This is a genomic window from Streptomyces sp. CLCI03, assembly GCF_053615355.1.
On record NZ_CM132132.1, the window covers coordinates 7,690,082 to 7,709,329 of the forward strand.

A 19,248-nucleotide genomic window follows, 5' to 3' on the forward strand; every position below is an offset into this window, starting at 1 on the left:
CGCGCAGCGCCCGGCCCGAGGAGCCCTCCATGACATCAGACGTCACCGACACCGAAGTCGCCGGGATACGACCCGTCGCCGCCGGATCCGACCGCACCGCACGGTCCCCCAGGCCCGGGCCCACCCCCACCGCCACCTCGGCCGACGAGCGCATCCACCGCATCCGCCGTCGACTGGAACGGCTGATCGGCATCGCCGCGACCGAGGGGAACTCCGTACGCCCCCTGCGCAACGGCGACGAGATCTTCACGGCGATGCTCGACGCCATCGGCTCGGCCCGCCACACGATCGACATGATGACCTTCGTCTACTGGAAGGGCGCCATCGCCCGCCGGTTCGCCGAGGCCCTCGCCGAGCGGGCACGAGAAGGCGTCCGGGTGCGGCTGCTCCTCGACGGCTTCGGCAGCCGCCTCATCGAACAGGACCTGCTGGACCTGATGGACGAGGCCGGCGTCGACATCGCGTGGTTCCGCAGACCCGCCTTCCTCTCCCCGCTCAAGCAGAACCACCGCTGCCACCGCAAGGTCCTCGTCGTCGACGAGCGCATCGCCTTCACCGGCGGCGTGGGCATCGCGGAGGAATGGTGCGGCGACGCCCGCGGCCCGCGCGAATGGCGCGACACGCACGCCGAGGTTCGCGGGCCCGCCGTCGACGGGATCGCGGCGGCCTTCGCCCAGAACTGGGCCGAGTGCCACCCCGAACTCTTCGACGCGCGCGACCGCTTCGTGCCCCATGAGCCCGCCGGCTCCGCCGTCGTCCAGGTGGTGCGCGGCTCGGCCGCCTTCGGCTGGCAGGACATGCAGACCCTGATGCGGGTGATCCTCGAATCGGCCGAGGAGCGCGTGCGCCTGGCGACCGCCTACTTCGCTCCCGACGACTTCTTCGTCGACCTGCTCGGCGCCGCCGCCCGCAGGGGTGTCACCGTCGAGATCCTGCTGCCCGGGCCGCACACCGACAAGCGGGTGTGCCAACTCGCGGGCCGGCACCACTACGAGGCGCTCATCGCCGCCGGCGTGCACATCCACGAGTACCAGCCGACGATGATGCACGCCAAGATCATGACGATGGACGGGGTGGTCTCCCTCATCGGCTCGTCGAACTTCAACCGCCGCTCCCTCGACCACGACGAGGAGGTCATGCTCGCCGTGATGGACCCTGACGTCACCCGGACCCTGGACGAGCACTACGACCAGGACCTGGGGGACTGCACGCGGATCGCCGCGGGGCGCTGGAAGCGGCGCTCCCCCCTGCACCGCGCCCAGGAGCTGGCGGTGCGCCCGCTGCGCCGCTTCCTGTGACGGGCCGCCGGCCCGTCAGGCCAGGCGCAGAACGGTGCTGATCGTCTTGCCGTTCGGGTGCGTACGGCAGTCCACCCGCTCGGCGAGGCGCTGGACCAGCGGCCAGCCGTACCCGCCCGGGCGCTCGACCGTACCGGTACGAGGGGCGGGCAGCCTGGGGTCCGCGTCGCCGATGGACAGGAGCAGGACGTCATCGGCGATGTCGGCCCGGAAAGCGGTGACGCCGCCGCCGTGGCGGATCGCGTTGGTGACGAGTTCCGAGGTGACCAGCAAGGCGTCCGCCGCGGTGACGCTGTCGAGACCGACGCCGGCCAGCCGCAGCACCTCGCAGACCCGTGCGCGGGCGGCGGCCGCGGATTCCGGCGGGCGACCCGGCCGCCGCTCGTCCGGGCTCGGGAAGTCTTCGGGGGCGGGTGAGGTGTTCATGGCTTCATCGCTGCCTCCGGACAGTCCGCCATGCGGAAGGCGGAGGCGGCCCCGGTGACCTCGAACAGCCGCCGCACCGCCGCCTGCAGGGGACCGGCGAGGACCAGGCCCACTCCCGCGGCCCGGTGGGCCCGCCGGGCGTCGAACAGAGCGTGCAGGACGGAGGAGTCCGCGAACCGCGTACGGGAGAGGTCCACGACCGTGAGCGCGAGGCCGCCCGCCGCCGCTGCCGCGAGGGCTCGGGCCAGGGCGGGCGCGTGGTCCTCGTCGATCTCACCGCGCAGGCTGACGAGTGCTACGCCTCGGTCGATGGTCGTCGTGACGACCGCTTCTTCTCCGCTCACCCCGACATCCTCCTACACGCGGGGCCGGGGAAGCCACGGAGTCCCTCCCGGGCGCCCGCGACCCGCCCCCGCCACCCGCGCGGATGACGTCTCGTCACTCTGTCGTACGAGGGCCCGGTTGCGGCGGGCGCGGTGGATGGAGGATGGTTGCCGCAGGGCAATGATGTTCCCGTCTCGATTTCCGTCTCGACGAAGAGGTGAGGGGTTCGCACAGCGGGCCTTCGATGTGTGGTTCCTTCCCCGCAGATGACATCCGGTTCACCGGCAGCGGACCTCCGGTGGAGCGAGGCCCCGTACCCCGTGCTCTCCGTCGATCCCCAGGCGCGCCTGGTGATCGTCAACGAGGCGGCCCGACTGGTCTTCCCACGGGCCCGACCGGGTGCGCCCCTGGCCGAGGCGGTGCCCGCGTGGCTGGCATCGGCCCACGCGCGGCACGTGTTCGAGGACGCGGCGGGCGTGCCCGCGGCACGGCGGTCGACCGACGGGGCGGACCGGGCCGTACGGGGACCGGTGGGCGAGGGATCGTTCGAGGCGCATCCCACCGTCCGTGACGACGGCACGGTGGTGTGGTGGCTGGTGGACGACACCGGCCACCAACGCGCCCGGGACGCACTGCGGACGGAGCGGGAGCGCACGGCGTTCCTGGTCCGCTCGTCCAACCTGCTGCTGTCCTCGCTGAACCTCGACCGCTGCATGGACGTCACCGCGCAGCTGGCGGCGGAACACCTCGCGGACGCGGCCCTGGTCATCGCCCCCGCGCACGGCTCCGAGCTGCCGGTGGTGACCTGCGTCCGCGGCGGCACCCCGTCGGTGGAACTCCTGGCCGTCGACCCCGGCGCGGTACCGGGCCTGGCGGAGGCCCTGCAAGGGTTCCCGCCCGTCCCGTCCCGGTGGATCGACCCCGGCGCCGCGCCGGCCTGGCTGGTTCCGGACGACCTGGACGGTGTGGGGTCGATCGTCATCACGCCGCTGCCCGGCCACGGTGTGCCCGCCGGCGCCCTGGTCCTCCTGCGCGGCACCGACGCCCCCGCCTTCACCGAGAGCGAGGAGGTCTTCGCGCGCCTCTTCGCCGCCCGCGCCGGCGCGGCGATGTCGGCGGCCCGCCTCTACGCGGAGCAGGCGTCGATCACCGACACCCTGATGCGCGAGCTGCTCCCGCCCGTCCTGCACCAGGTCGCCGGCGTGGAGTACGCGGGCGGCTACCGCCCCGCGAAGGACCACGAAAGGGTCGGCGGCGACTTCTACGACGTCCACCCCGCCACCGCCGAGGGCGACGCGTCCCTGGTGGTGTTCGGCGACGTCTGCGGCAAGGGGCTCGAGGCCGCCGTCATGACCGGGAAGATCCGCAACACCCTGCACGCGCTGCTGCCCATGGCGGACGACCACCAGCGGATGCTCAGTCTGCTGAACTCCGCACTGCTGAACTCCGAGAGCACCCGGTTCGCGACGATGGTGCTGGCCTCCGCGGCCCGCGACGGGAACAACGTACGCCTTCGGCTGACCAGTGCCGGCCACCCCGCCCCCCTCGTCCTGCGCTCCGACGGACGCATCGAGCCGGCCCCCACGAAAGGCACCCTGGTGGGCGTGCTGCCGGACATCTCCACCGAGACGGTCTCGGTGACCCTGGCACCCGGTGACGCCTGCGTCCTGTACACCGACGGGATCAGCGAGGCGCGCGGCGGACCGATGGGCGACGTGATGTTCGGCGAGGAGCGGCTGCGACGAGCCCTGTCGGAGTGCGCCGCCATACCCGCCGAGGCGGTGGTGGAACACGTGCAGATGATCGCCTCGCAGTGGGTGGGCGGCGGTCGGCACGACGACATGGCGATCGTGGTGATCTCCGCACCGCGAACCAATCACCTCAGCGCGGTGGACGGCCACACCCGGGGAAGGTTCACCGCATGACTCCACAGCACGGCACGGCCCCCACCACCCGCACCACCCGCACGGAGGCCCTGGCCGAGCGGGTGTGGGAAGCCGTCATGGCCCTCGACGAACCCGCCGCGGTCCGGGCCGTCCTCCAGGCCCTCGACGACCGCCTCGACCCCGAGGCGGTCCTGCTGGACGTGATCGGCCCCGTGCAGGGGCGAGTGGGCGAGGAATGGGCCGCGAACCGCATCACCGTCGCCCAGGAACACGCCGCGACCGCCATCAGCGACCGGGCCGTCGCGGCGCTGGCCCTGCACCCCGCGGCACGGACGGAGCCCCACCGGGGCCGCATCACGGTGGCCTGTGTGGACGGCGAATGGCACGCCCTGCCCGCGCGGCTGCTCGCCGAGGTGCTGCGGATGCGCGGCTGGCGCGTCGATTACCTGGGCGCCCAGGTACCCACCCCGCACCTGCTCGCCCACCTGCACCGCACCGGGCCCGACGCGGTGGCCCTCTCCAGCTCCATCCCCACCCGCCTGCCCACCGCACACGCCACGATCACCGCCTGCCAGGCCGTCGGGACCCCCGTCATCGTCGGCGGAGCCGCGTTCGGCCCCGGCGGCCGCCACGCCCGTCTCCTGGGGGCGGACGCGTGGGCGCCCGATGCCCGCACCGCCGCCGACGACCTGGCCCGCGGCCCGCTGCCCCAGCCCCGCCCCGGCCACCAGATGATCGACGACCTCCCGCACCTGAAGGACCAGGAGTACACCCTCGTCGCCCGCAGCCGGCCCCGCCTGGTCCGCGAGGTCCTCGCCGAACTGGCTGACGCGTACCCGGCCCTGCGCGACTACACGGACGTACAGCGTGAACGCACCGCCGAAGACCTCTCCCACATCGTCGAGTTCCTCGCCGCCGCCCTGTACACCGGCGACGAGGAAGTGTTCTGCGGATTCCTGCTCTGGACCGCGGACGTCCTGAACGCCCGCCACGTCCCGGCCGCCTCCCTGCTGCCCGCCTTGACGCTGCTGCGCCGCCGGCTCGGCGACTTCCCCAGAGCCTGCGCCGTGCTCCGCGCCGGTGCCGCCCGCCTCACTCACCGGAGCGCCGCCCGGGGCGCCGAATGACGCACTCACCCGCCACCCCGCTCCAGCTGTCGTGCCGCCATGGCGACGACACCCTCCGCGTAGAACTCCGGGGCGATCTCGACCACCGGTACGCCGACCTCCTCGTCGAGGCCGTCAGCGGCGCGCTGGCCGACCACCCTCGGCCGCGTACGGTGCGGCTGGACTGCACCGGCCTGACCACGGTCGACCCGAGCGGGCTGTCGGCCCTGCTGATGGTCCGCCGCCGTACCGACGAGGCCGGCGCGGTCCTGCACCTGGACGGGCGGCCCCCGCAGCTGGAAAAGCTGTTGGAGCTGACCGGCACGCTCACCCACTTCACGGCCCGCCCCGGAACCCGCGCCCCGCAGGCCGGCCCCGCCGAGGAGCCCGCCCGCGGCCACTCCGCCGCCCCGGACCCCGGCGCCTGACGCCGGCGCGGCACGCTCGATCCGGTCCGACGCGGCGTCGGGGGCGGGGTCGGGGTTGCCGTCAGTACGGCCAGGACCAGTCCACGATCTCCGGCAGGTCACTGCCGTGGGCGCGGATCCAGTCGTGGTGGCGGATCCGCTGGTCGGCCATGTTCTGCCGTAGGGCCGCGGCGCGTCCGGCCAGGCCGGGGACACGGTCGATCACGTCCATGACCAGGCGGTACCGGTCGAGGTCGTTGCGCACCACCATGTCGAAGGGCGTGGTGGTGGTGCCCGACTCCTTGTAGCCGCGGACGTGCAGGTGCGGGTGGCCGGTCCGGCGGTAGGCGAGCCGGTGGATCAGCCACGGGTAGCCGTGGTACGCGAAGATCACGGGCGTGTCCGCGGTGAACAACGAGTCGTACTCGATGTCCGTCATCCCGTGCGGGTGCTCCTCCCGGGGCATCAGCCGTGCGATGTCGACGACGTTGACGACCCGGACCGCCAACGACGGCAGGTGCTCGCGCAGCAGAGCCGCGGCGGCGAGCACCTCCTGCGTCGGAACGTCCCCCGCGCAGGCCAGCACCACGTCCGGCTCGCCCGTGCCGTCGTCCGTCCCCGCCCACTCCCAGATACCGGCGCCGCGGGCGCAGTGGGTCCGGGCCTCGTCCATCGTCAGCCAGTCGAAGCAGGGCTGTTTGCCCGCGACGATCACATTCACCTGGTCCCGGCTGCGCAGGACGTGGTCGGCCACCGCGAGGAGGGTGTTCGCGTCGGGCGGGAAGTAGGCCCGTACGACTTCCGGACTCTTGTTCAGCACGTGGTCGACGAAACCGGGGTCCTGGTGGGAGAAGCCGTTGTGGTCCTGGCGCCAGACGTGCGAGGTCAGCAGGTAGTTGAGGGACGCGATCGGTGCCCGCCACGGAAGCTCGCGCGCCGTCCGCAGCCACTTCACGTGCTGGGCGACCATCGAGTCGACGATGTGCGCGAAGGCCTCGTAGGTGGAGAAGAGCCCGTGCCGGCCGGTCAGCAGGTATCCCTCCAACCAGCCCTGGCAGGTGTGCTCGGAGAGGATCTCCATCACCCGCCCGCCGCGCGCCAGATGCACGTCGGTGGGCTCGATCTCCTCCTGCCACGCCTTGCCCGTCACCTCGAAGAGGTCGTCGAGCCGGTTGGAGGCGGTCTCGTCCGGGCCGACGACGCGGAAGTCCCGCCGCTCCTCGGTCTGCCTCATCACGTCCGTCAGCAGGGCACCCAGTACCCGGGTGGGCTCGTGGAGCGAGCCGCCGTGCTTGTCCACCGAGACCGCGTGGGCATCGAGGTCCGGCAGCGGGAGCGGACGCAGCAGCCGCCCGCCGTCGGCGTGCGCCGACGCGCCGAGGCGCAGGTCACCGCGCGGAACGCAGGCCAGAACCTGCTCAGTGGGGCGCCCCTCGGAGTCGAAGAGCTCCTGCGGCCGGTACGAACGCAGCCACCGCTCCAGCATCCTCAGGTGCTCCGGGTTCTCCCGAACGCCGGCCAGCGGGACCTGATGGGCCCGCCAGGTTCCCTCGACGGGGTCGCCGTCCACGGTGGCGGGGCCGGTCCAGCCCTTGGGGGTCCGCAGGACGATCATGGGCCACGGGCGGCGGGCGAAATCGCCCTTGCCGATCCGAGCCTCGCGCCGGATCTCGGAGACGAGGTCCAAGGCCCGGTCCATCGCCCTGGCCATGGCCTGGTGCACGCTGAGGGGATCGCTGCCCGTGACGTGGAACGGCTCGTGGCCGTAGCCGCGCAGCAAGGAGTCCAACTCCGCCTCGGGAATGCGGGACAGGACGGTCGGGTTGGCGATCTTGTATCCGTTGAGGTGCAGGATCGGCAGGACGGAGCCGTCGCGGACCGGGTCGAGGAACTTGTTCGAGTGCCAGGAGGCCGCGAGGGGGCCCGTCTCGGCCTCGCCGTCGCCGATGACGCACGCGACGAGCAGATCGGGGTTGTCGAAGGCGGCGCCGTAGGCGTGCGCGAGGGAGTAGCCGAGTTCGCCGCCCTCGTGGATCGAGCCCGGGGTCTCGGGTGCCACATGGCTGGGGACCCCGCCGGGGAAGGAGAACTGCCGGAACAGCTTCCGCATGCCCTCGCCGTCCCGCCCGATGTCCGGGTACGTCTCGGTGTACGTGCCCTCCAGCCACGAGTTGGCCAGTACCGCGGGTCCGCCGTGCCCCGGTCCCCAGACGCACAGGGCCTCTTGGCCGCGCTCCCTGATCACCCGGTTGAGATGGGTGTACACGAGGTCGAGGCCGGGGGAGGTTCCCCAGTGGCCGAGCAGCCGGGGCTTGATGTGCTCGGCTCGCAGCGGTTCGGTCAGCAGCGGATTGTCCATCAGGTAGATCTGTCCGGCGGCCAGGTAGTTGGCGGCGCGCCAGTGGGCGTCGAGCTCGGCGATCGGGTACTGCGTCATCCCCGCTCCTTCGTGCGGCAGACCGAGAGGTTCGTCGACTGAGCAGCCGACACCGTCACGGTGCTCCTGACGGCAGTCGGCCGGCAGGGGAGGTGGGCCCTCGCGGAGGGACCATCGGCCCCTGCCGGCAACGCCGGGACGACGACGAGGCTGAAGTTCGACGGCGCCAGTGTCCCGTCCCGCCGCCGAATCCACGCTCTGACCACGCCCCCGAGCCGGGGCAGTACGGAGGACAGACCAGTGACCGAGACCCTTGTGGGGGCGATCGACGGATCCCCGGAGAGCCTCGCGGCAGCCGACTGGGCCGCACAGGAGGCCGTACGCCGACACGCGCACCTGCACCTGGTGCACGCCTGGCCGTGGCAGCACCCCACCGACTCCCGCACCCCCGACCGGCAGCCCGAGGCCGACCGCGCCGAGCGGGTCGTCCGCGAGGCGGAGGCGGAGGTGACCGGGAGGTATCCGGACCTTCCCGTGTCCGCGTCCCTGGTCCCGGAAGCCGCGGTCCCCGCGCTGCTGCGGCTCGCGGAGGAGGCGGAGATGCTGGTCATCGGCACCCGCGGGCACGGCGCCCTGCGCGACTTCCTGCTGGGCTCCTCCGGGCAGCGGATCATCGCCGCCGCTCCCTGCCCCGTGGTGTCGGTGCGCGGCAGCTTCGCCGTCGCCGGGTCGCTCCGGAGCGGCGAGATCGTCGTGGGCCATCAGGGCGACGTGGACGAGAGCCGCGCCGTCCTCGGTTTCGCCTTCGAGGCGGCGGCCGCCCGGGGTGCGACCCTGCGCGTCGTACGGGCCTGGAGCCTGCCGCCGGTGTACGGATACGGCCCCGGGTCGATGTGGCTCGCCGAACAGCTCGGCGGAGCGGAGCCGTACGAGAAGGTCGCCATGGAGCAGGCGCTGGAGCCGTGGCGGGAGAAGTTCCCGGAGGTTCCGGTCATCGAACAGGTCCGGACGGGCAACGCGGGCCAGGTACTGCTCTCGGCGGCCGCCGGCGCCGAACTCCTCGTCGTGGGCCGCCGGATACGCCACTGCCCTGTCGGCACCCACATCGGCTCGGTGGCCCAGGCCGCCCTCCACCACGCGCCGTGCCCCGTCGCGGTCGTCCCGCACGCCCACTGAGGTGGGCCGGATTCCACTGCGCCGCCGCGCCGATGTCAGATGCGGCCGAAGGGTTCGGGGTAGACGAATTCGCCTTGCACGGCCGGGTCGTGGGCGGCCAGGGCGCGGATCTGGAACAGGTGCTCCCAGGCCGGTTCCTCACCGACGATGCCGAAGTCGGTGCTCGGGCGGAAGCCGAACCGCCCGTAGAAGTCGGGGTCGCCGAGGACGACGACCATCGGGGCGTCGAGGGCGTTCGCGGCGTCGAGAGCGGCGTGGACCAGGGCCGTTCCGAAGCCGCGGCGGCGATGGTCGCCGTGGACACCGAGCAGGCTGAGGTTGGGGACCCGGACGGTACCGATTCGGCCCCAGGAGCAGAGCGCGTGGCCGACGATCGCGCCGTCCGCGTCCTCGGCCACCAGGGAGAGTTCCGGGATCCGGTCCTCGCCCTCGCGCAGTGCGTCGCGCAGCATCACCTCCACGGGCTCCTCCTCGTGCGGTTCGTAGGAGGAGGCGATGGTCACCGCACGGACCGCGGCCAGGTCGGCGGGGGTTTCTCGTCTGATCAGCACCTACGCAGTGTGTCCCGCCGGCCGACCGGGTGCGAGGCCGGGGCCGTGGTGTCCGGCACGCACACGGTTCGGACGTCAGCGGCGAGCGGCGTCGTTCGGCGGGCCCGTCGGCGTCGGCGGGCGTCGGTCCGGCGGGAGCAAGGCGCGGCTGGCGATGACCGCCGCCTGTACGCGCCGTTCCACACCGAGTTTGGTGAACAGGCGCGAGACGATGTTCTTGATGGTCTTCTCGGCCAGGAAGAGCTGCTTGCCGATCTCCCGGTTGGTGAGGCCCTCGCTCACCAGGATCAGGATCTCGCGCTCCCGGTCGGTCAACCCCGGCAGTCCGGGCGGCTGTTCCTGCTTCGGGGCGTCACCCCTGATCCGGGCCATGAGACGGGTGGTGGCGCCCGGGTCGAGCATGGACCGGCCCGAGGCGACGGTGCGTACGGCGGAGACGAGGTCGGTGCCGGTGATCTGCTTGAGGACGTAGCCCGACGCGCCCGCCTCACCGACCACGGTCAGGTCGGGCTCGGCGTCCAAGAGGTCGTGGACGCCTCGGCGTACGACCTCGTGGTCGTTCAGGAGGAACACACTGATCGGAGCGGACGACCTCGCGGACGACGGGCCGCTCGCCGGCATGAGGCAACTCCTTCACAGGCGCCCACCATCCGCGGGCGTGCGCATGCTTGCATCCTGCCGTTCGCGGGGCCGATCGGACAGGGCCGATCGGCCCTTGTTCCGGCGCGCCTGCCCGCGCCCACCGGGCAACGGGGAAAGAGGGACCTTCGGCCCTTGGCAGGGGCCGACCGGTCCTTCCGCGCGTGGCGACGGTCCGATGAGCTATGAGGAGCACGGGGAAGGGCGCGGCCGCCGCTACGGAGCCGCACGGAACGTGAAGGTGTGTCATGGCCACGCAGCTGATCGCACTGACGTGCGCGGTAGGAGAGGGGTCCGAAGTGACGGCGTCCCTCGGAGGCGAACTCGATTTCTACACGAGTACGCAGGTCGGACCCAAGCTGATGGAGATCGCGCGGTCATGGGGGCCCGAACTCACCCTGGACCTTTCGGGCCTCACCTTCTGCGACAGCTCCGGCATCGACCTGCTGCTGAGGATCCACCGGTCGTGCGCCGTCCGCGGTACCCGGCTCACGCTCGCCGGAGTCCCCCGCCTGGTGGCCGGTCCGATGCGGGTCCTCGGCGCCGACCGGGTGCTCCTGTCGTCGGGGAGATGACCGTTCGGGGCCGCCCGGGCGGCCGAAGGGGGACCGTTCGGCCCTGGTGTCGACCGGTCCGGCGAACGAGCTCGGTGGTCAGGCCGCGTACCGCGGCCGCCGGACGCGAAGGGAGGCGTGGAGCATGGACCGCGACGCGGCACACCCGGGGGCCGCTGCCGTGGCCCCGGCACGGCGGATGGAACAGCTCGGCCGTGACGAGGCGCTGCGGTTGCTGGCGACGGTGTCGCTGGGCCGCATCGTCTTCACCCAGTACGCCCTGCCGGCCGTCCGGCCCGTGAACCACCTCGTCGAGGGCGAGAGCATCATCGTGAGGGTGCACGAGGGGGGAGGCGCCCTCGCCGCCCTCCTCGCACCGTCGGAGGCTCCAGGGGTCGTGGTCGCCTACGAGGCCGACGTCATCGACCCCGACACGCATCTCGGTTGGAGCGTCGTGGTGACCGGCTACGCCACCCCGGTGGAGGACCCGGAGGGTTACGCCTCGCGGCTGCGCCCCTGGGTGGCGCAGACCATGGTGCGCGCGCTGCGCATCACACCGGATCTGGTCACGGGTTTCCGGCTGGCGGCGGACCCGCCCGAGCCCGTGGAGCCGCCCGAGCCGGTGGAGCCCGTGGAGCCGGTGGAGTCCGTGGAGATGTGCGGCTCCTGACGGGTCACTCGGCGGCCGCCCCGGCGAGCGGGGCCCGCCAGATCAGCACGCTGCCGCCCTCGACCGGCCGTTCCACGGCGAACGTGCCGCCCAGGCTCCGCGCGCGCTCGTCGAGGTTGCGCAGGCCGCTGCGCCGGCCCTGGGCCGGGATTCCCCGCCCGTTGTCGGTCACCGTGAGGACGATCTCGTCGTGCGTGGCCTTGAGCGAGACCCCCACGCGGGTGGCGTGCGCGTGGCGGGCGGCATTGCTGAGCAGCTCGGTCAGCACGGCCACGGCATGGTCGGCGACATGGGTGGACACGTCCGTGTCCAGCAGCCCCTCGCGGATGTAGGCATCGGGCTCGGCCCGCTCCCCGCAAGCTGAAGGGCGCCGGCGGGCTCCAGAGGCCGGCCTCTGGGATTCCCGGTCCGCAGTCGACGACGGGCAACCTTCGGGTTCAGCCATGATCGTGCTCTCGTCCGGCAACGAGTCGGCCTAGCCTGCGACGGGCCATCCTCCGAGCTCACGAGCATCTCACACCTCTCCCCGCGTTTGTGGCACCACCGATTGACACCGGTGCGAAGTGGAGCACTACGGATCCGGCTCGTACGAACGGCCCCTCAGGAATCGGTGGACGACAAACCGCTCACATGGGGAGTTCCGGCTCCGATGGCACGAAGCGCCTCGAACATGGCTTATGGCGAACGAAGTTCAACGAACTGGCTGATTCATCCGTAGCCGCTCGATCGGTGTACCCACCAGACTTCTCGGTGGCAGCCCGAGCCTCGACGGTGCAGGCCGCCACGGCAATCTCGCCTCAGTCGAAGGAGGGGTAATGAACCGTCGGACAAAGTTCACCCTGGCCGTAACGACCGGACTCGTCGGTGCAGCGCTTGCACTCGCGCCCGCGGCCCAGGCCGACGACGTCTCGATCAGCGGCTACGACAACTGCGCTTCCGGCTGGATCTGCTTCTACTCGGAGAAGGACGGGGGCGGACAGAAATGCCAGTGGTCCCAGAACTCCACCGACACCCGTTCCCAGTGTTCATGGATGCGAGCCGGCACGAACACCCGGTCCGTCTACAACCGAACCAACAGCAGGTTCCACTACTACCACAACGTCAACTACACGAATCGGATCGGCAGTACCACCGCCGGCAACAGGGGAAATCTCGCGGGGACCTACACCATCGGCTCCCTCTGTGCCGGCTCCTGCCCGGGCTGACATCGACCTCCGGTGCGTGCGCCGGGACGAGATCCCGACCGGCGCCGCGCTGATGACCGAGATCGCGAAGTTCGGCACCCGGCGGCCGAGCCCGGCACGACCTGCGTCGCTGCCGGTTGCCTGTGCAGTGCCACATGGTCAGGCCTCTGACCTGGGGTGCTGCAGCTCTGACGGCAGGAACGACTCGCACGTGCCTGCGGAGCTTCTGTCGAACAGGCTCGCAGACTGTGGTGCGAGGCCCGGACCCGTGCGCGTCGGGGGCCGACCGTCGTTCCTCCGCCGCGGCTGGTCAACACGTCGGCCGAACTTCGTCTCGCCCCGCAGGCAACCTACGCACGGGCCGGCTACACGCCGTTGCGGGAGATGGAGCGACGGGCCCGGCTCGGTCGGCTGCCGACGACCACCGTCAGACGGGTGCTCAAAGGCGGCACCAGCTCAGCCGCCACCGACCACGGGCATTCCTGGAGGTGTGCGGAGTCCCCTACAAGGCGCACGGTGACCGGCTCGACGCATGGCAGCGAGCCTGGAACGCCCAGTTCCACTACCTGACGCACCGCTTGGCGGAGGCCGCGTGGCCTGGGCGGCGCGTCGTGGAGTACGCCCGGGCCGGGGGCTACCGCGGTATCGGTCTCCTCCACAGGGCCTACGCCTCGCGCTACGACGGCCCTTCTCACGGGGCATGGGAGGAGGACGCGCCGCTGTGGGACGCGGCCAGGGCGGCCTCGGCCTGACCCGCGCGCGCAGACCGGCCGGGACGGTCTTCGGCCCAGGACCGTGCCCGCCTGTCCCGAGAGCCTGCGGACAAGGCAGAAGAGTTCGGTCGCGCTGCGCCGCGGCCAGACCTGCGACTCGCGCTGTCAGAGGGCGGGATGACGTCCCGGTCAAAGCGCCGCGAGCGCCTCAGACGGCTCAGCGTCACTTCCACCACCCACTTGCGTGGAAGCACCACGAGCCCGCTCGTGTCGTCGGTGCGATTGACGATCTGAAGGGTGAGCCGCCCTGGGCGTCCCCGCGCCCCGTACTTTCCCTTCGTACGACCGTCTCCGATGGTGCGACGCGAAGGGAGCAGGCCGGATTCCGGGGTTATGTGGACGTCCGGGTCCGTCAGACGAGGTGGATCGTGAAGCGCCTCTTGACCGTCGGGGTTGTCCGAATCGTGTCGGAGTGGACCCAGCCGCGAGCCTTCTTGTACTCCTCGGTGCCGCCAGTGATCGCGTTGTCGAAGGGGCCCTGGTCAAGGTAGTTGAAGTACATTCCCTGCACGGTGAGCTGGCCGCCCGGGAGGGTGTAGGTCACGAGGCACTGCTCCGCTTCCTCGTCGCCTGGTTGGACGATGCCCCGGGTGGTGGTGCAGGTGCCGTGGGTCTCGCCGACCTTGTTGCCCGCCTCGTCGGTGAGGACCGAGCGGACGACGACTTGATCGCCCTGCGAGACCCTGCCGGTGGTGACGGGGAAGCGGGTCAGCTGCTGCACCTCGCCCAGGACTGTGATGATCCGGGCCTTGTCCCTGGCCTGGGCGGAACCGGTGTCCGTCGCTGCGGCCGCGACGGGGGTGCAGGCGAGGAGGGTGACCAGCGTGGCCGTGCCGAGGCAGGCCGCTCCGATGGGGCGCATCTGCGACTCCTGAGATTGATGTTCGGGAATGATCGGATGGCGAACTTTCATCCGATTCCGTTCGATATCCTTCATAACCTCGACTCCGTAGCGCGGCGGAGCACCCCAGCACGAACCACCGGCACATCCAGCCGGTCGGACCAAAGTCAGGCGGCGGAGCTCGACACGAAGGCGAACGGCAGCTCCAGGCGATGCTGGGCCATGAGCTTCTCATCGGCAACGATCTGCCCGTCTGCGGGTGCCGGCCGGGCACCCTGATGTCGCCGGTGGAAGGCACGGCGATTCACGTACCTGCTCGTCGCGCGGCTCGGGGACGAGTCCGCGGCCGTCGCCGCCCAGGTTGCCGCGGCGGTGCTCCCGGCGACGTTGCCGCGGTTCGCGACGCACCTGGAGATGCGATGCGGCCTCATGCCGGCCAGCTCCGGAGACACCGCTGGCGGCACCGCACACGCCCGCACGGCGCTCGATGCCCTCCCGCCGGAGAAGCGCTCCCTGACCCTGCGTCTGCTCATGGCGGAAGTCGAGCGGTCCTCACCGCCCGACGGTGTGCGCGGATCCGCTCGAAGGTGCGGGCCTGGGCCCGTGTTCGGCGCCCTGGCGGCGTGGGGTGGGGCGTGGAGATGGTGGAGTGGTGGTCCTTCGGCATGTGGGTCCCGGTGGCTTGTTCTCGATGGCGGGCGGCTGGACCGGGCATTGGCCCGGGGTCGGGGATCACGTCCGTGAGACGCACCCCGGCGCGGGTAGGCCGCGGCGGCCGTGGTGGCGTGCGGCGTTTGCCGAGGCGCTCCGGCTGGTGCCGGACGTCGCCTTCCCGCCGGTGGACCGCGCAGACGTCGCCGAGCCGGTCGCGCGGTACAACGCCCGGACGTCTGGGGCGTAGCCGGCGGGCCGGCCGCAGTAGGGTCAGGAAGTTTTCCGGACGGTTTCGGTCCGGGCGGGGTGTGCCGCCTCTGCGCGGATGCCGAGTGTGGGGGAGGGGTCACCGCCCCGGCGGCAGCTCGCCCCATCGCCAATATCGTCACGGAAAGTGTTCACCTGTTACGGAGAGTTCGTGAAGGGGTAAAGGTGAGGTTCCCAACCCCCTGGAGGAACACGATGTCTGATTCTGCCCGGCAGCCTGTGCGGCCCGAGGTGACCCTGTTCAGCGGTAGCGGTCACACGGGTGACAGCTGTGTCCTGCCGATGGACGGGTCCACCTACTCCCTGAAGGCGACCGGTCTGAACAGGATCGCCTCAATCAGGGTCTACTGGCCTGACCGCAGCATGGCGAAGCCGGTCGTCCGCCTGTACTCCGAGGTGCCCACCCAGCATCAGGACTTCGCGGCCGGCCAGGGGTCCGCCTTCAAGGACTTCACCGCCGACACCGTTGACACCGGCAAGTGGGCCGGCGCGAAGTGCGTCAAGGGCTACGCCGACGACGGGAGGGAGGCGGCGCGCACCAGCTTCTCCGGTCACGGGGGCGAGCGGACCGTCCTGGACACCCTCGCCGAATCCAACGCCATGCCCGACTTCAGCCGGCCGAGTGCGGGCCGCGGCCTGGTCGGCTGACCCCTGCGAGTTCGGTGAGGCCGCCGGTGATTCTCCGGACCAAGAATGATCAAGAAGGGGTTCCTTCAGGCCGGCGCTCCACGCGGGTGATCCCGCCCCGCCCGGGCGCGGATGCTTCGCCCTTCTGACAGTGCTCCCGCATGCGCCTCGCGGCACGGGATCAGTCAGGCTGTCCTCGCCCGGCGCGGGCCCGCGCCGCGACCGCGAGCAGCAGCGCCTCAGCTGCGCGGTCTCGGTCGCCGAGCTCGCGGAAGACCGCGGCGGCGTCGGTGAGGCGGTCGGCGGCCTCATCGAAGTGGCCGAGCTCGGACAGCGCGCGCCCGAGGTTCTTCAGCACGATGCCCTCCCCCTCGCGGTCGCCGAGCTCGCGGCACATCCGCAATTCGCGGGTTCCGACGTCGATGGCGTCGGTCAGCCTGCCCGTTGCGACGAGGGCGCCGCCGAGGTTGTTCAGTGTCGAGGCCTCGTGGCTGTGGTCGCCCGTCTCCCCGAAGAGGGTGGCGGCGGTGGTGAAGTGGCCGACGGCGTCGGCGAATCTCCGCTCCTGGTACCGGAGCAGGCCGAGGTCGCTCAGCGCCATGGCCTCGCCGTGGCGGTCGTCGATCTCCCGGCAGACGGCGATCGCGTCGGTGAGTGTCCTGGCGGCCTGCCCCGCTCGACCTGACTCGACCAGGATGGAGCCGAGGCTACGCAACGTCGTGCCCTCGCCCTGGCGGTCGCCGGCGTCGCGCAATGCGGCGAGGGCATCGGTGTATGCCGTGACGGCCTCGTCCGGTCGGCCCAACCTGGCCAGGGCGAGCCCGAGGTTGCCCAGAGCCATGCCCAGGCCGCCGCGGTCACCGATCTCGCGTAAGAGGACCACGATCTCGGTGAGGGTCTGCACGGCTTGCTCCGGCCGGCCCGCATCCACTGCGAGGGCCGCCATGCTACCCATCGCCTGGGCCTGGCCGACGAGATCGTCGGTCTCGCTGAAGAAGGTGAGAGCGCGGTGGAAGCTCTCGGCAGCTTCGGGGAATCTCTCCAGGCGCATCAGAGCGCTGCCCAGGTTGTGCAACGCCATGGCCTCGTGGCGGCGGTCGCCGGCATCCCGGCAGATGCCGACGACCTCCCTGAAGATGTCGGCGGCCCGTTCGAGGTCGCGTACCGAGACGAGGGCCGCGCCAAGGGTGTTCAGGGCGTCGCCCTCGCCCAGGCGGTCGCCGGCCCGGCGGAAGACGGCGGCGGCCGTGGTACTCAGGCGGATGGAGTCGGCGAAGTGGCCGAAATGGGTGAAGTACGTGGCGAGGGCCTGGGTGAGGCCGGTGGCGGCCGGGTGGTGTGCGGGGGCGGCGAGGGCGGCCGCGACGAGGTTGCTCCGCTCGGCGTCCAGCCACGCCCGCGCCTGGTCTCGGTCGGTGAAGGTCCCCGAGGCGGGCCTGGTCTGCTCGGGCCACAGGTGGGAGTCGGCCTCCTGAGCGGTGGCGAGGTAGTGATGGAGCAGGCGCGACACCGCCGCCTCCCGGCCGTCGCCTGCTGCCTCCCTCTGGCCGAGGTCGTCGGCGAAGAGGAGGACGAGGTCGTGCATCGCCCAGCGCTCCGGCCCTGTGGTGGCGGGCTCCAGGAGGTGGATCCTGGCCAGGTCGACCAGGAGACGCCGGGCATGGGTGGCGGTCTTGTCGAGGAGGACGACGGCCGCGGTGGTCGACACGTCCGGCCCGGGCGCTGCGGCCAGCAGGCGCAGTGCGCGCTGCTGCGGCTCGGTCAGGTGCTGGTAGGACAGTTCCAGCGATGCCCGCACGGCCAAGGGGCGGCCTTCGTCGTCGTCCCCGTCGTAGGTGAGCAGGTCCAGGCGGTCCCGGGCGTCCTGCAGTTCGTCGGCCTGGTCGGCCAGGCACCGGACGGGCTCGTCCCTCAGCAGGGCACCGATGATCTTCAGCGCCAGTGGCAAGTGCCCACACAGCCGCGCCAGCCGCAGCGCGTCATCGCGCTGTCCGGTGACGCGCGCGTCGCGCAGTGTCCGGTCCAGAAGGCCGACGGCGTCGGCCGAGCTCAGCGGGGCGAGGTCGACGCGGCGGGCGGGCAGCGAGGACAGGGTGTGCCGCGAGGTGACCAGGGCCCGATGCGGCGCTGCGGGCAGGAGGGCGCCGATCTGCCCAGGTTCGCGAACGTTGTCCAGAACGACGAGGAGCGGACGGCCCTGTGCGGCCTGGGTGTTCAGGTGAAGGCGCCAGGCATCCAGCTTCGCATCGGTGTCCGGCAGATCCTTCACCTTTACGCCGAGTGCTCGCAGGAACCGGTCGGCGACCGCGCCCACCTCCACGCGCGGCCCGTTGCTGTAGCCGCGCAAGTCGGCGAAGAGAATCCCGCCGGGGAACCACCCTCGCTCCCAGGCTTGATTCGCGGCGTGCACAGCCAGGGCCGTCTTACCGACACCTCCCATCCCCGCTACCGCCGATACCACCACCGCGGCCGCTGCGGCGTCGCCCGAACGGCCACCGGGGTCACCGTCCGGGTCCAGCAGGTCCAGGATCAGGTCCAGTTCGGCCGCGCGGCCGGTGAATCCCGCCGGGTCCGGGGGCAGCGTCGCAGAACCGGGTGGCGGGGCCGGTGACGTGGCCCGTGTGGCGGGCCGGCCGCCGCGTGCGGCCTCGCGTTCCTGGCGGGCCGCCGCCAGTAGGTGTTGCCAGCGCCCCTCGGGCCGCCTTGCGTATCCGCTCTCCTTGCGCTCCGCCTCCTGCTGGAGAAAGGCGATGAGTGCCATCACGTACCGGTCGTAGTTCCTGCTGGGCACGGTGCGGCCGTTGAGCCAGTCATTGATGGTCGACGCGGAGATCCTTACCGGCGGAGTCTGCTGAGTTCCCAGGCGCACCAGGCTCTTGAGCGTCGGGTCTCCCGCGCTCTTGTATACCGCCGCGAGCTCCGCCCAGACCTGCTGCGCCCGCTTCTCCACCGCCACTCTCCCAACTCCCCGTAAAAACGGTGAGATGTCAGCCCATCAGGCTCTTCATGGCCGCACAGGGCTCCACAGCCTTCGGACACCTCGCCGGAAACTCCCCGGAAGAGCCGTACTGGGTGCCGCAGACGGGCCGCACCGGGCGACCCGCTACGTCGCGAAGGAGCACTGTCATGGCCGACACCGACACCGACACCCCGAACCCGTCCCCCCGTACCCGCCGATGGCTCGCCCTAGGCCTACGACTCCTCGCGCCGGCCGCCGTGAGCGGCGCCGCCGGGGCCGTCGTCACCTGGCTCCTCAGGTGAGCCGGTTTCGGAGCCGCGGCGGATGGGCGGACACCACGGTACCGCTCGTTCAACTCCGTTGCCCCCTTTATCGTCTCCCTGTGCAACGCCTACCGACCGGGCCGAGCGGGGAAGGTGCTCAGGTCCGGCGTGTCCTGCGGTGGTCCGGTCAACGACCTGGTGCCGCCCGCCCGTTCTCTCGCCTACTCCGAGCTGTTGCTTTCGACGCCAACCGATCACGGCTCAGC

The 19,248-nt window shown here is 71.6% G+C and carries 19 protein-coding genes; 11 read left to right on the forward strand and 8 right to left on the reverse strand.

Translation table 11 applies throughout. From position 1 onward, the window contains the following. Nucleotides 1–29: 29 nt before the first annotated feature. Nucleotides 30–1,298, forward strand: coding sequence for a phospholipase D-like domain-containing protein (locus ACWG52_RS35475; RefSeq protein ID WP_389806813.1), 1,269 nt, complete (start codon nt 30–32; stop codon nt 1,296–1,298). Between the two features lie 15 nt (nt 1,299–1,313). Here ACWG52_RS35475 and ACWG52_RS35480 read toward each other — a convergent pair whose 3' ends face one another. Together ACWG52_RS35480 and ACWG52_RS35485 are read right to left on the reverse strand one after the other, a co-directional pair. Then, a complete protein-coding gene (locus ACWG52_RS35480; protein ID WP_389806812.1) occupies nt 1,314–1,724 on the reverse strand; it encodes an ATP-binding protein in 411 nt (136 codons plus the stop codon). Further along, entirely contained in the window at nt 1,721–2,068 is a 348-nt protein-coding gene (locus ACWG52_RS35485) for an STAS domain-containing protein (protein ID WP_389806811.1), read from the reverse strand. The genes ACWG52_RS35480 and ACWG52_RS35485 overlap by 4 nt, the downstream gene beginning before the upstream one ends. Nucleotides 2,069–2,314: 246 nt before the next feature. Here ACWG52_RS35485 and ACWG52_RS35490 point away from each other — a divergent pair, with 246 nt between their 5' ends. From ACWG52_RS35490 to ACWG52_RS35500, 3 genes are read left to right on the forward strand one after another with little or no spacing between them, the layout of a single operon-like run. Next, a complete protein-coding gene (locus ACWG52_RS35490; protein ID WP_390137271.1) occupies nt 2,315–3,973 on the forward strand; it encodes a PP2C family protein-serine/threonine phosphatase in 1,659 nt (552 codons plus the stop codon). Continuing rightward, nucleotides 3,970–5,061, forward strand: coding sequence for a cobalamin B12-binding domain-containing protein (locus tag ACWG52_RS35495; protein ID WP_389806809.1), 1,092 nt, complete (start codon nt 3,970–3,972; stop codon nt 5,059–5,061). Before ACWG52_RS35490 ends, ACWG52_RS35495 begins: the two co-directional genes overlap by 4 nt. Then, on the forward strand, nt 5,058–5,468 hold the full coding sequence (locus ACWG52_RS35500) for an STAS domain-containing protein (protein ID WP_389806808.1): 411 nt from the start codon (nt 5,058–5,060) through the stop codon (nt 5,466–5,468). Before ACWG52_RS35495 ends, ACWG52_RS35500 begins: the two co-directional genes overlap by 4 nt. 61 nt (nt 5,469–5,529) lie before the next feature. Here ACWG52_RS35500 and ACWG52_RS35505 read toward each other — a convergent pair whose 3' ends face one another. Then, entirely contained in the window at nt 5,530–7,884 is a 2,355-nt protein-coding gene (locus ACWG52_RS35505; protein ID WP_390137273.1) for a phosphoketolase family protein, read from the reverse strand. A 240-nt stretch (nt 7,885–8,124) separates the two neighbouring features. Here ACWG52_RS35505 and ACWG52_RS35510 point away from each other — a divergent pair, with 240 nt between their 5' ends. Continuing rightward, nucleotides 8,125–9,000 (forward strand): universal stress protein, encoded by an 876-nt coding sequence (locus tag ACWG52_RS35510; RefSeq protein ID WP_390137276.1) that lies wholly within the window; start codon nt 8,125–8,127, stop codon nt 8,998–9,000. Between the two features lie 35 nt (nt 9,001–9,035). Here ACWG52_RS35510 and ACWG52_RS35515 read toward each other — a convergent pair whose 3' ends face one another. Together ACWG52_RS35515 and ACWG52_RS35520 are read right to left on the reverse strand one after the other, a co-directional pair. Then, nucleotides 9,036–9,551 (reverse strand): GNAT family N-acetyltransferase, encoded by a 516-nt coding sequence (locus ACWG52_RS35515; protein ID WP_389806805.1) that lies wholly within the window; start codon nt 9,549–9,551, stop codon nt 9,036–9,038. Nucleotides 9,552–9,626: 75 nt separating this feature from the next. Then, nucleotides 9,627–10,172, reverse strand: coding sequence for a response regulator transcription factor (locus ACWG52_RS35520; protein ID WP_453127019.1), 546 nt, complete (start codon nt 10,170–10,172; stop codon nt 9,627–9,629). Between the two features lie 266 nt (nt 10,173–10,438). Between ACWG52_RS35520 and ACWG52_RS35525 the strand changes: the two genes are divergently transcribed. Both ACWG52_RS35525 and ACWG52_RS35530 read left to right on the forward strand, forming a co-directional pair. Further along, the gene (locus tag ACWG52_RS35525; RefSeq protein WP_390137282.1) at nt 10,439–10,765 is read left to right on the forward strand and encodes an STAS domain-containing protein; all 327 of its coding nucleotides are present in this window, start codon (nt 10,439–10,441) and stop codon (nt 10,763–10,765) included. A 124-nt stretch (nt 10,766–10,889) separates the two neighbouring features. Then, nucleotides 10,890–11,414, forward strand: coding sequence for a pyridoxamine 5'-phosphate oxidase family protein (locus ACWG52_RS35530; RefSeq protein ID WP_389806802.1), 525 nt, complete (start codon nt 10,890–10,892; stop codon nt 11,412–11,414). Nucleotides 11,415–11,418: 4 nt separating this feature from the next. Here the strand turns inward: ACWG52_RS35530 and ACWG52_RS35535 are convergent, their stop codons facing one another. Then, complete coding sequence (locus tag ACWG52_RS35535) at nt 11,419–11,715, reverse strand: sensor histidine kinase (RefSeq protein ID WP_390137284.1); 297 nt, start codon at nt 11,713–11,715, stop codon at nt 11,419–11,421. Nucleotides 11,716–12,229: 514 nt separating this feature from the next. On the opposite strand from ACWG52_RS35535, the gene ACWG52_RS35540 reads away from it, so the two are divergent. Further along, on the forward strand, nt 12,230–12,619 hold the full coding sequence (locus ACWG52_RS35540) for a peptidase inhibitor family I36 protein (protein WP_389806800.1): 390 nt from the start codon (nt 12,230–12,232) through the stop codon (nt 12,617–12,619). 467 nt (nt 12,620–13,086) lie between these two features. Continuing rightward, nucleotides 13,087–13,350, forward strand: a complete 264-nt coding sequence (locus ACWG52_RS35545; protein ID WP_389806799.1) for a hypothetical protein — start codon at nt 13,087–13,089, stop codon at nt 13,348–13,350. Nucleotides 13,351–13,723: 373 nt separating this feature from the next. Here ACWG52_RS35545 and ACWG52_RS35550 read toward each other — a convergent pair whose 3' ends face one another. Continuing rightward, nucleotides 13,724–14,233, reverse strand: a complete 510-nt coding sequence (locus ACWG52_RS35550) for an allene oxide cyclase barrel-like domain-containing protein (protein ID WP_389806798.1) — start codon at nt 14,231–14,233, stop codon at nt 13,724–13,726. Nucleotides 14,234–15,328: 1,095 nt separating this feature from the next. On the opposite strand from ACWG52_RS35550, the gene ACWG52_RS35555 reads away from it, so the two are divergent. Further along, complete coding sequence (locus tag ACWG52_RS35555; RefSeq protein ID WP_390137286.1) at nt 15,329–15,781, forward strand: hypothetical protein; 453 nt, start codon at nt 15,329–15,331, stop codon at nt 15,779–15,781. A 160-nt stretch (nt 15,782–15,941) separates the two neighbouring features. On the opposite strand, the gene ACWG52_RS35560 is transcribed toward ACWG52_RS35555, so the two are convergent. Then, on the reverse strand, nt 15,942–18,716 hold the full coding sequence (locus ACWG52_RS35560) for an ATP-binding protein (RefSeq protein ID WP_453127023.1): 2,775 nt from the start codon (nt 18,714–18,716) through the stop codon (nt 15,942–15,944). Between the two features lie 170 nt (nt 18,717–18,886). Here ACWG52_RS35560 and ACWG52_RS35565 point away from each other — a divergent pair, with 170 nt between their 5' ends. Then, entirely contained in the window at nt 18,887–19,021 is a 135-nt protein-coding gene (locus tag ACWG52_RS35565) for a hypothetical protein (RefSeq protein ID WP_389806795.1), read from the forward strand. Nucleotides 19,022–19,248 lie beyond the last annotated feature (227 nt).

Excerpts from the sequence above, each read along its gene's own strand:
- ACWG52_RS35525 (WP_390137282.1), top strand. The coding sequence starts at position 10,439 with ATGGCCACGCAGCTGATCGCACTGACGTGCGCGGTAGGAGAGGGGTCC.
- ACWG52_RS35565 (WP_389806795.1), top strand. The coding sequence starts at position 18,887 with ATGGCCGACACCGACACCGACACCCCGAACCCGTCCCCCCGTACCCGC.
- ACWG52_RS35505 (WP_390137273.1), bottom strand. The coding sequence starts at position 7,884 with ATGACGCAGTACCCGATCGCCGAGCTCGACGCCCACTGGCGCGCCGCC.
- ACWG52_RS35530 (WP_389806802.1), top strand. The coding sequence starts at position 10,890 with ATGGACCGCGACGCGGCACACCCGGGGGCCGCTGCCGTGGCCCCGGCA.
- ACWG52_RS35480 (WP_389806812.1), bottom strand. The coding sequence starts at position 1,724 with ATGAACACCTCACCCGCCCCCGAAGACTTCCCGAGCCCGGACGAGCGG.
- ACWG52_RS35520 (WP_453127019.1), bottom strand. The coding sequence starts at position 10,172 with ATGCCGGCGAGCGGCCCGTCGTCCGCGAGGTCGTCCGCTCCGATCAGT.
- ACWG52_RS35490 (WP_390137271.1), top strand. The coding sequence starts at position 2,315 with ATGACATCCGGTTCACCGGCAGCGGACCTCCGGTGGAGCGAGGCCCCG.
- ACWG52_RS35500 (WP_389806808.1), top strand. The coding sequence starts at position 5,058 with ATGACGCACTCACCCGCCACCCCGCTCCAGCTGTCGTGCCGCCATGGC.
- ACWG52_RS35475 (WP_389806813.1), top strand. The coding sequence starts at position 30 with ATGACATCAGACGTCACCGACACCGAAGTCGCCGGGATACGACCCGTC.
- ACWG52_RS35495 (WP_389806809.1), top strand. The coding sequence starts at position 3,970 with ATGACTCCACAGCACGGCACGGCCCCCACCACCCGCACCACCCGCACG.
- ACWG52_RS35555 (WP_390137286.1), top strand. The coding sequence starts at position 15,329 with ATGTCTGATTCTGCCCGGCAGCCTGTGCGGCCCGAGGTGACCCTGTTC.
- ACWG52_RS35550 (WP_389806798.1), bottom strand. The coding sequence starts at position 14,233 with ATGCGCCCCATCGGAGCGGCCTGCCTCGGCACGGCCACGCTGGTCACC.
- ACWG52_RS35540 (WP_389806800.1), top strand. The coding sequence starts at position 12,230 with ATGAACCGTCGGACAAAGTTCACCCTGGCCGTAACGACCGGACTCGTC.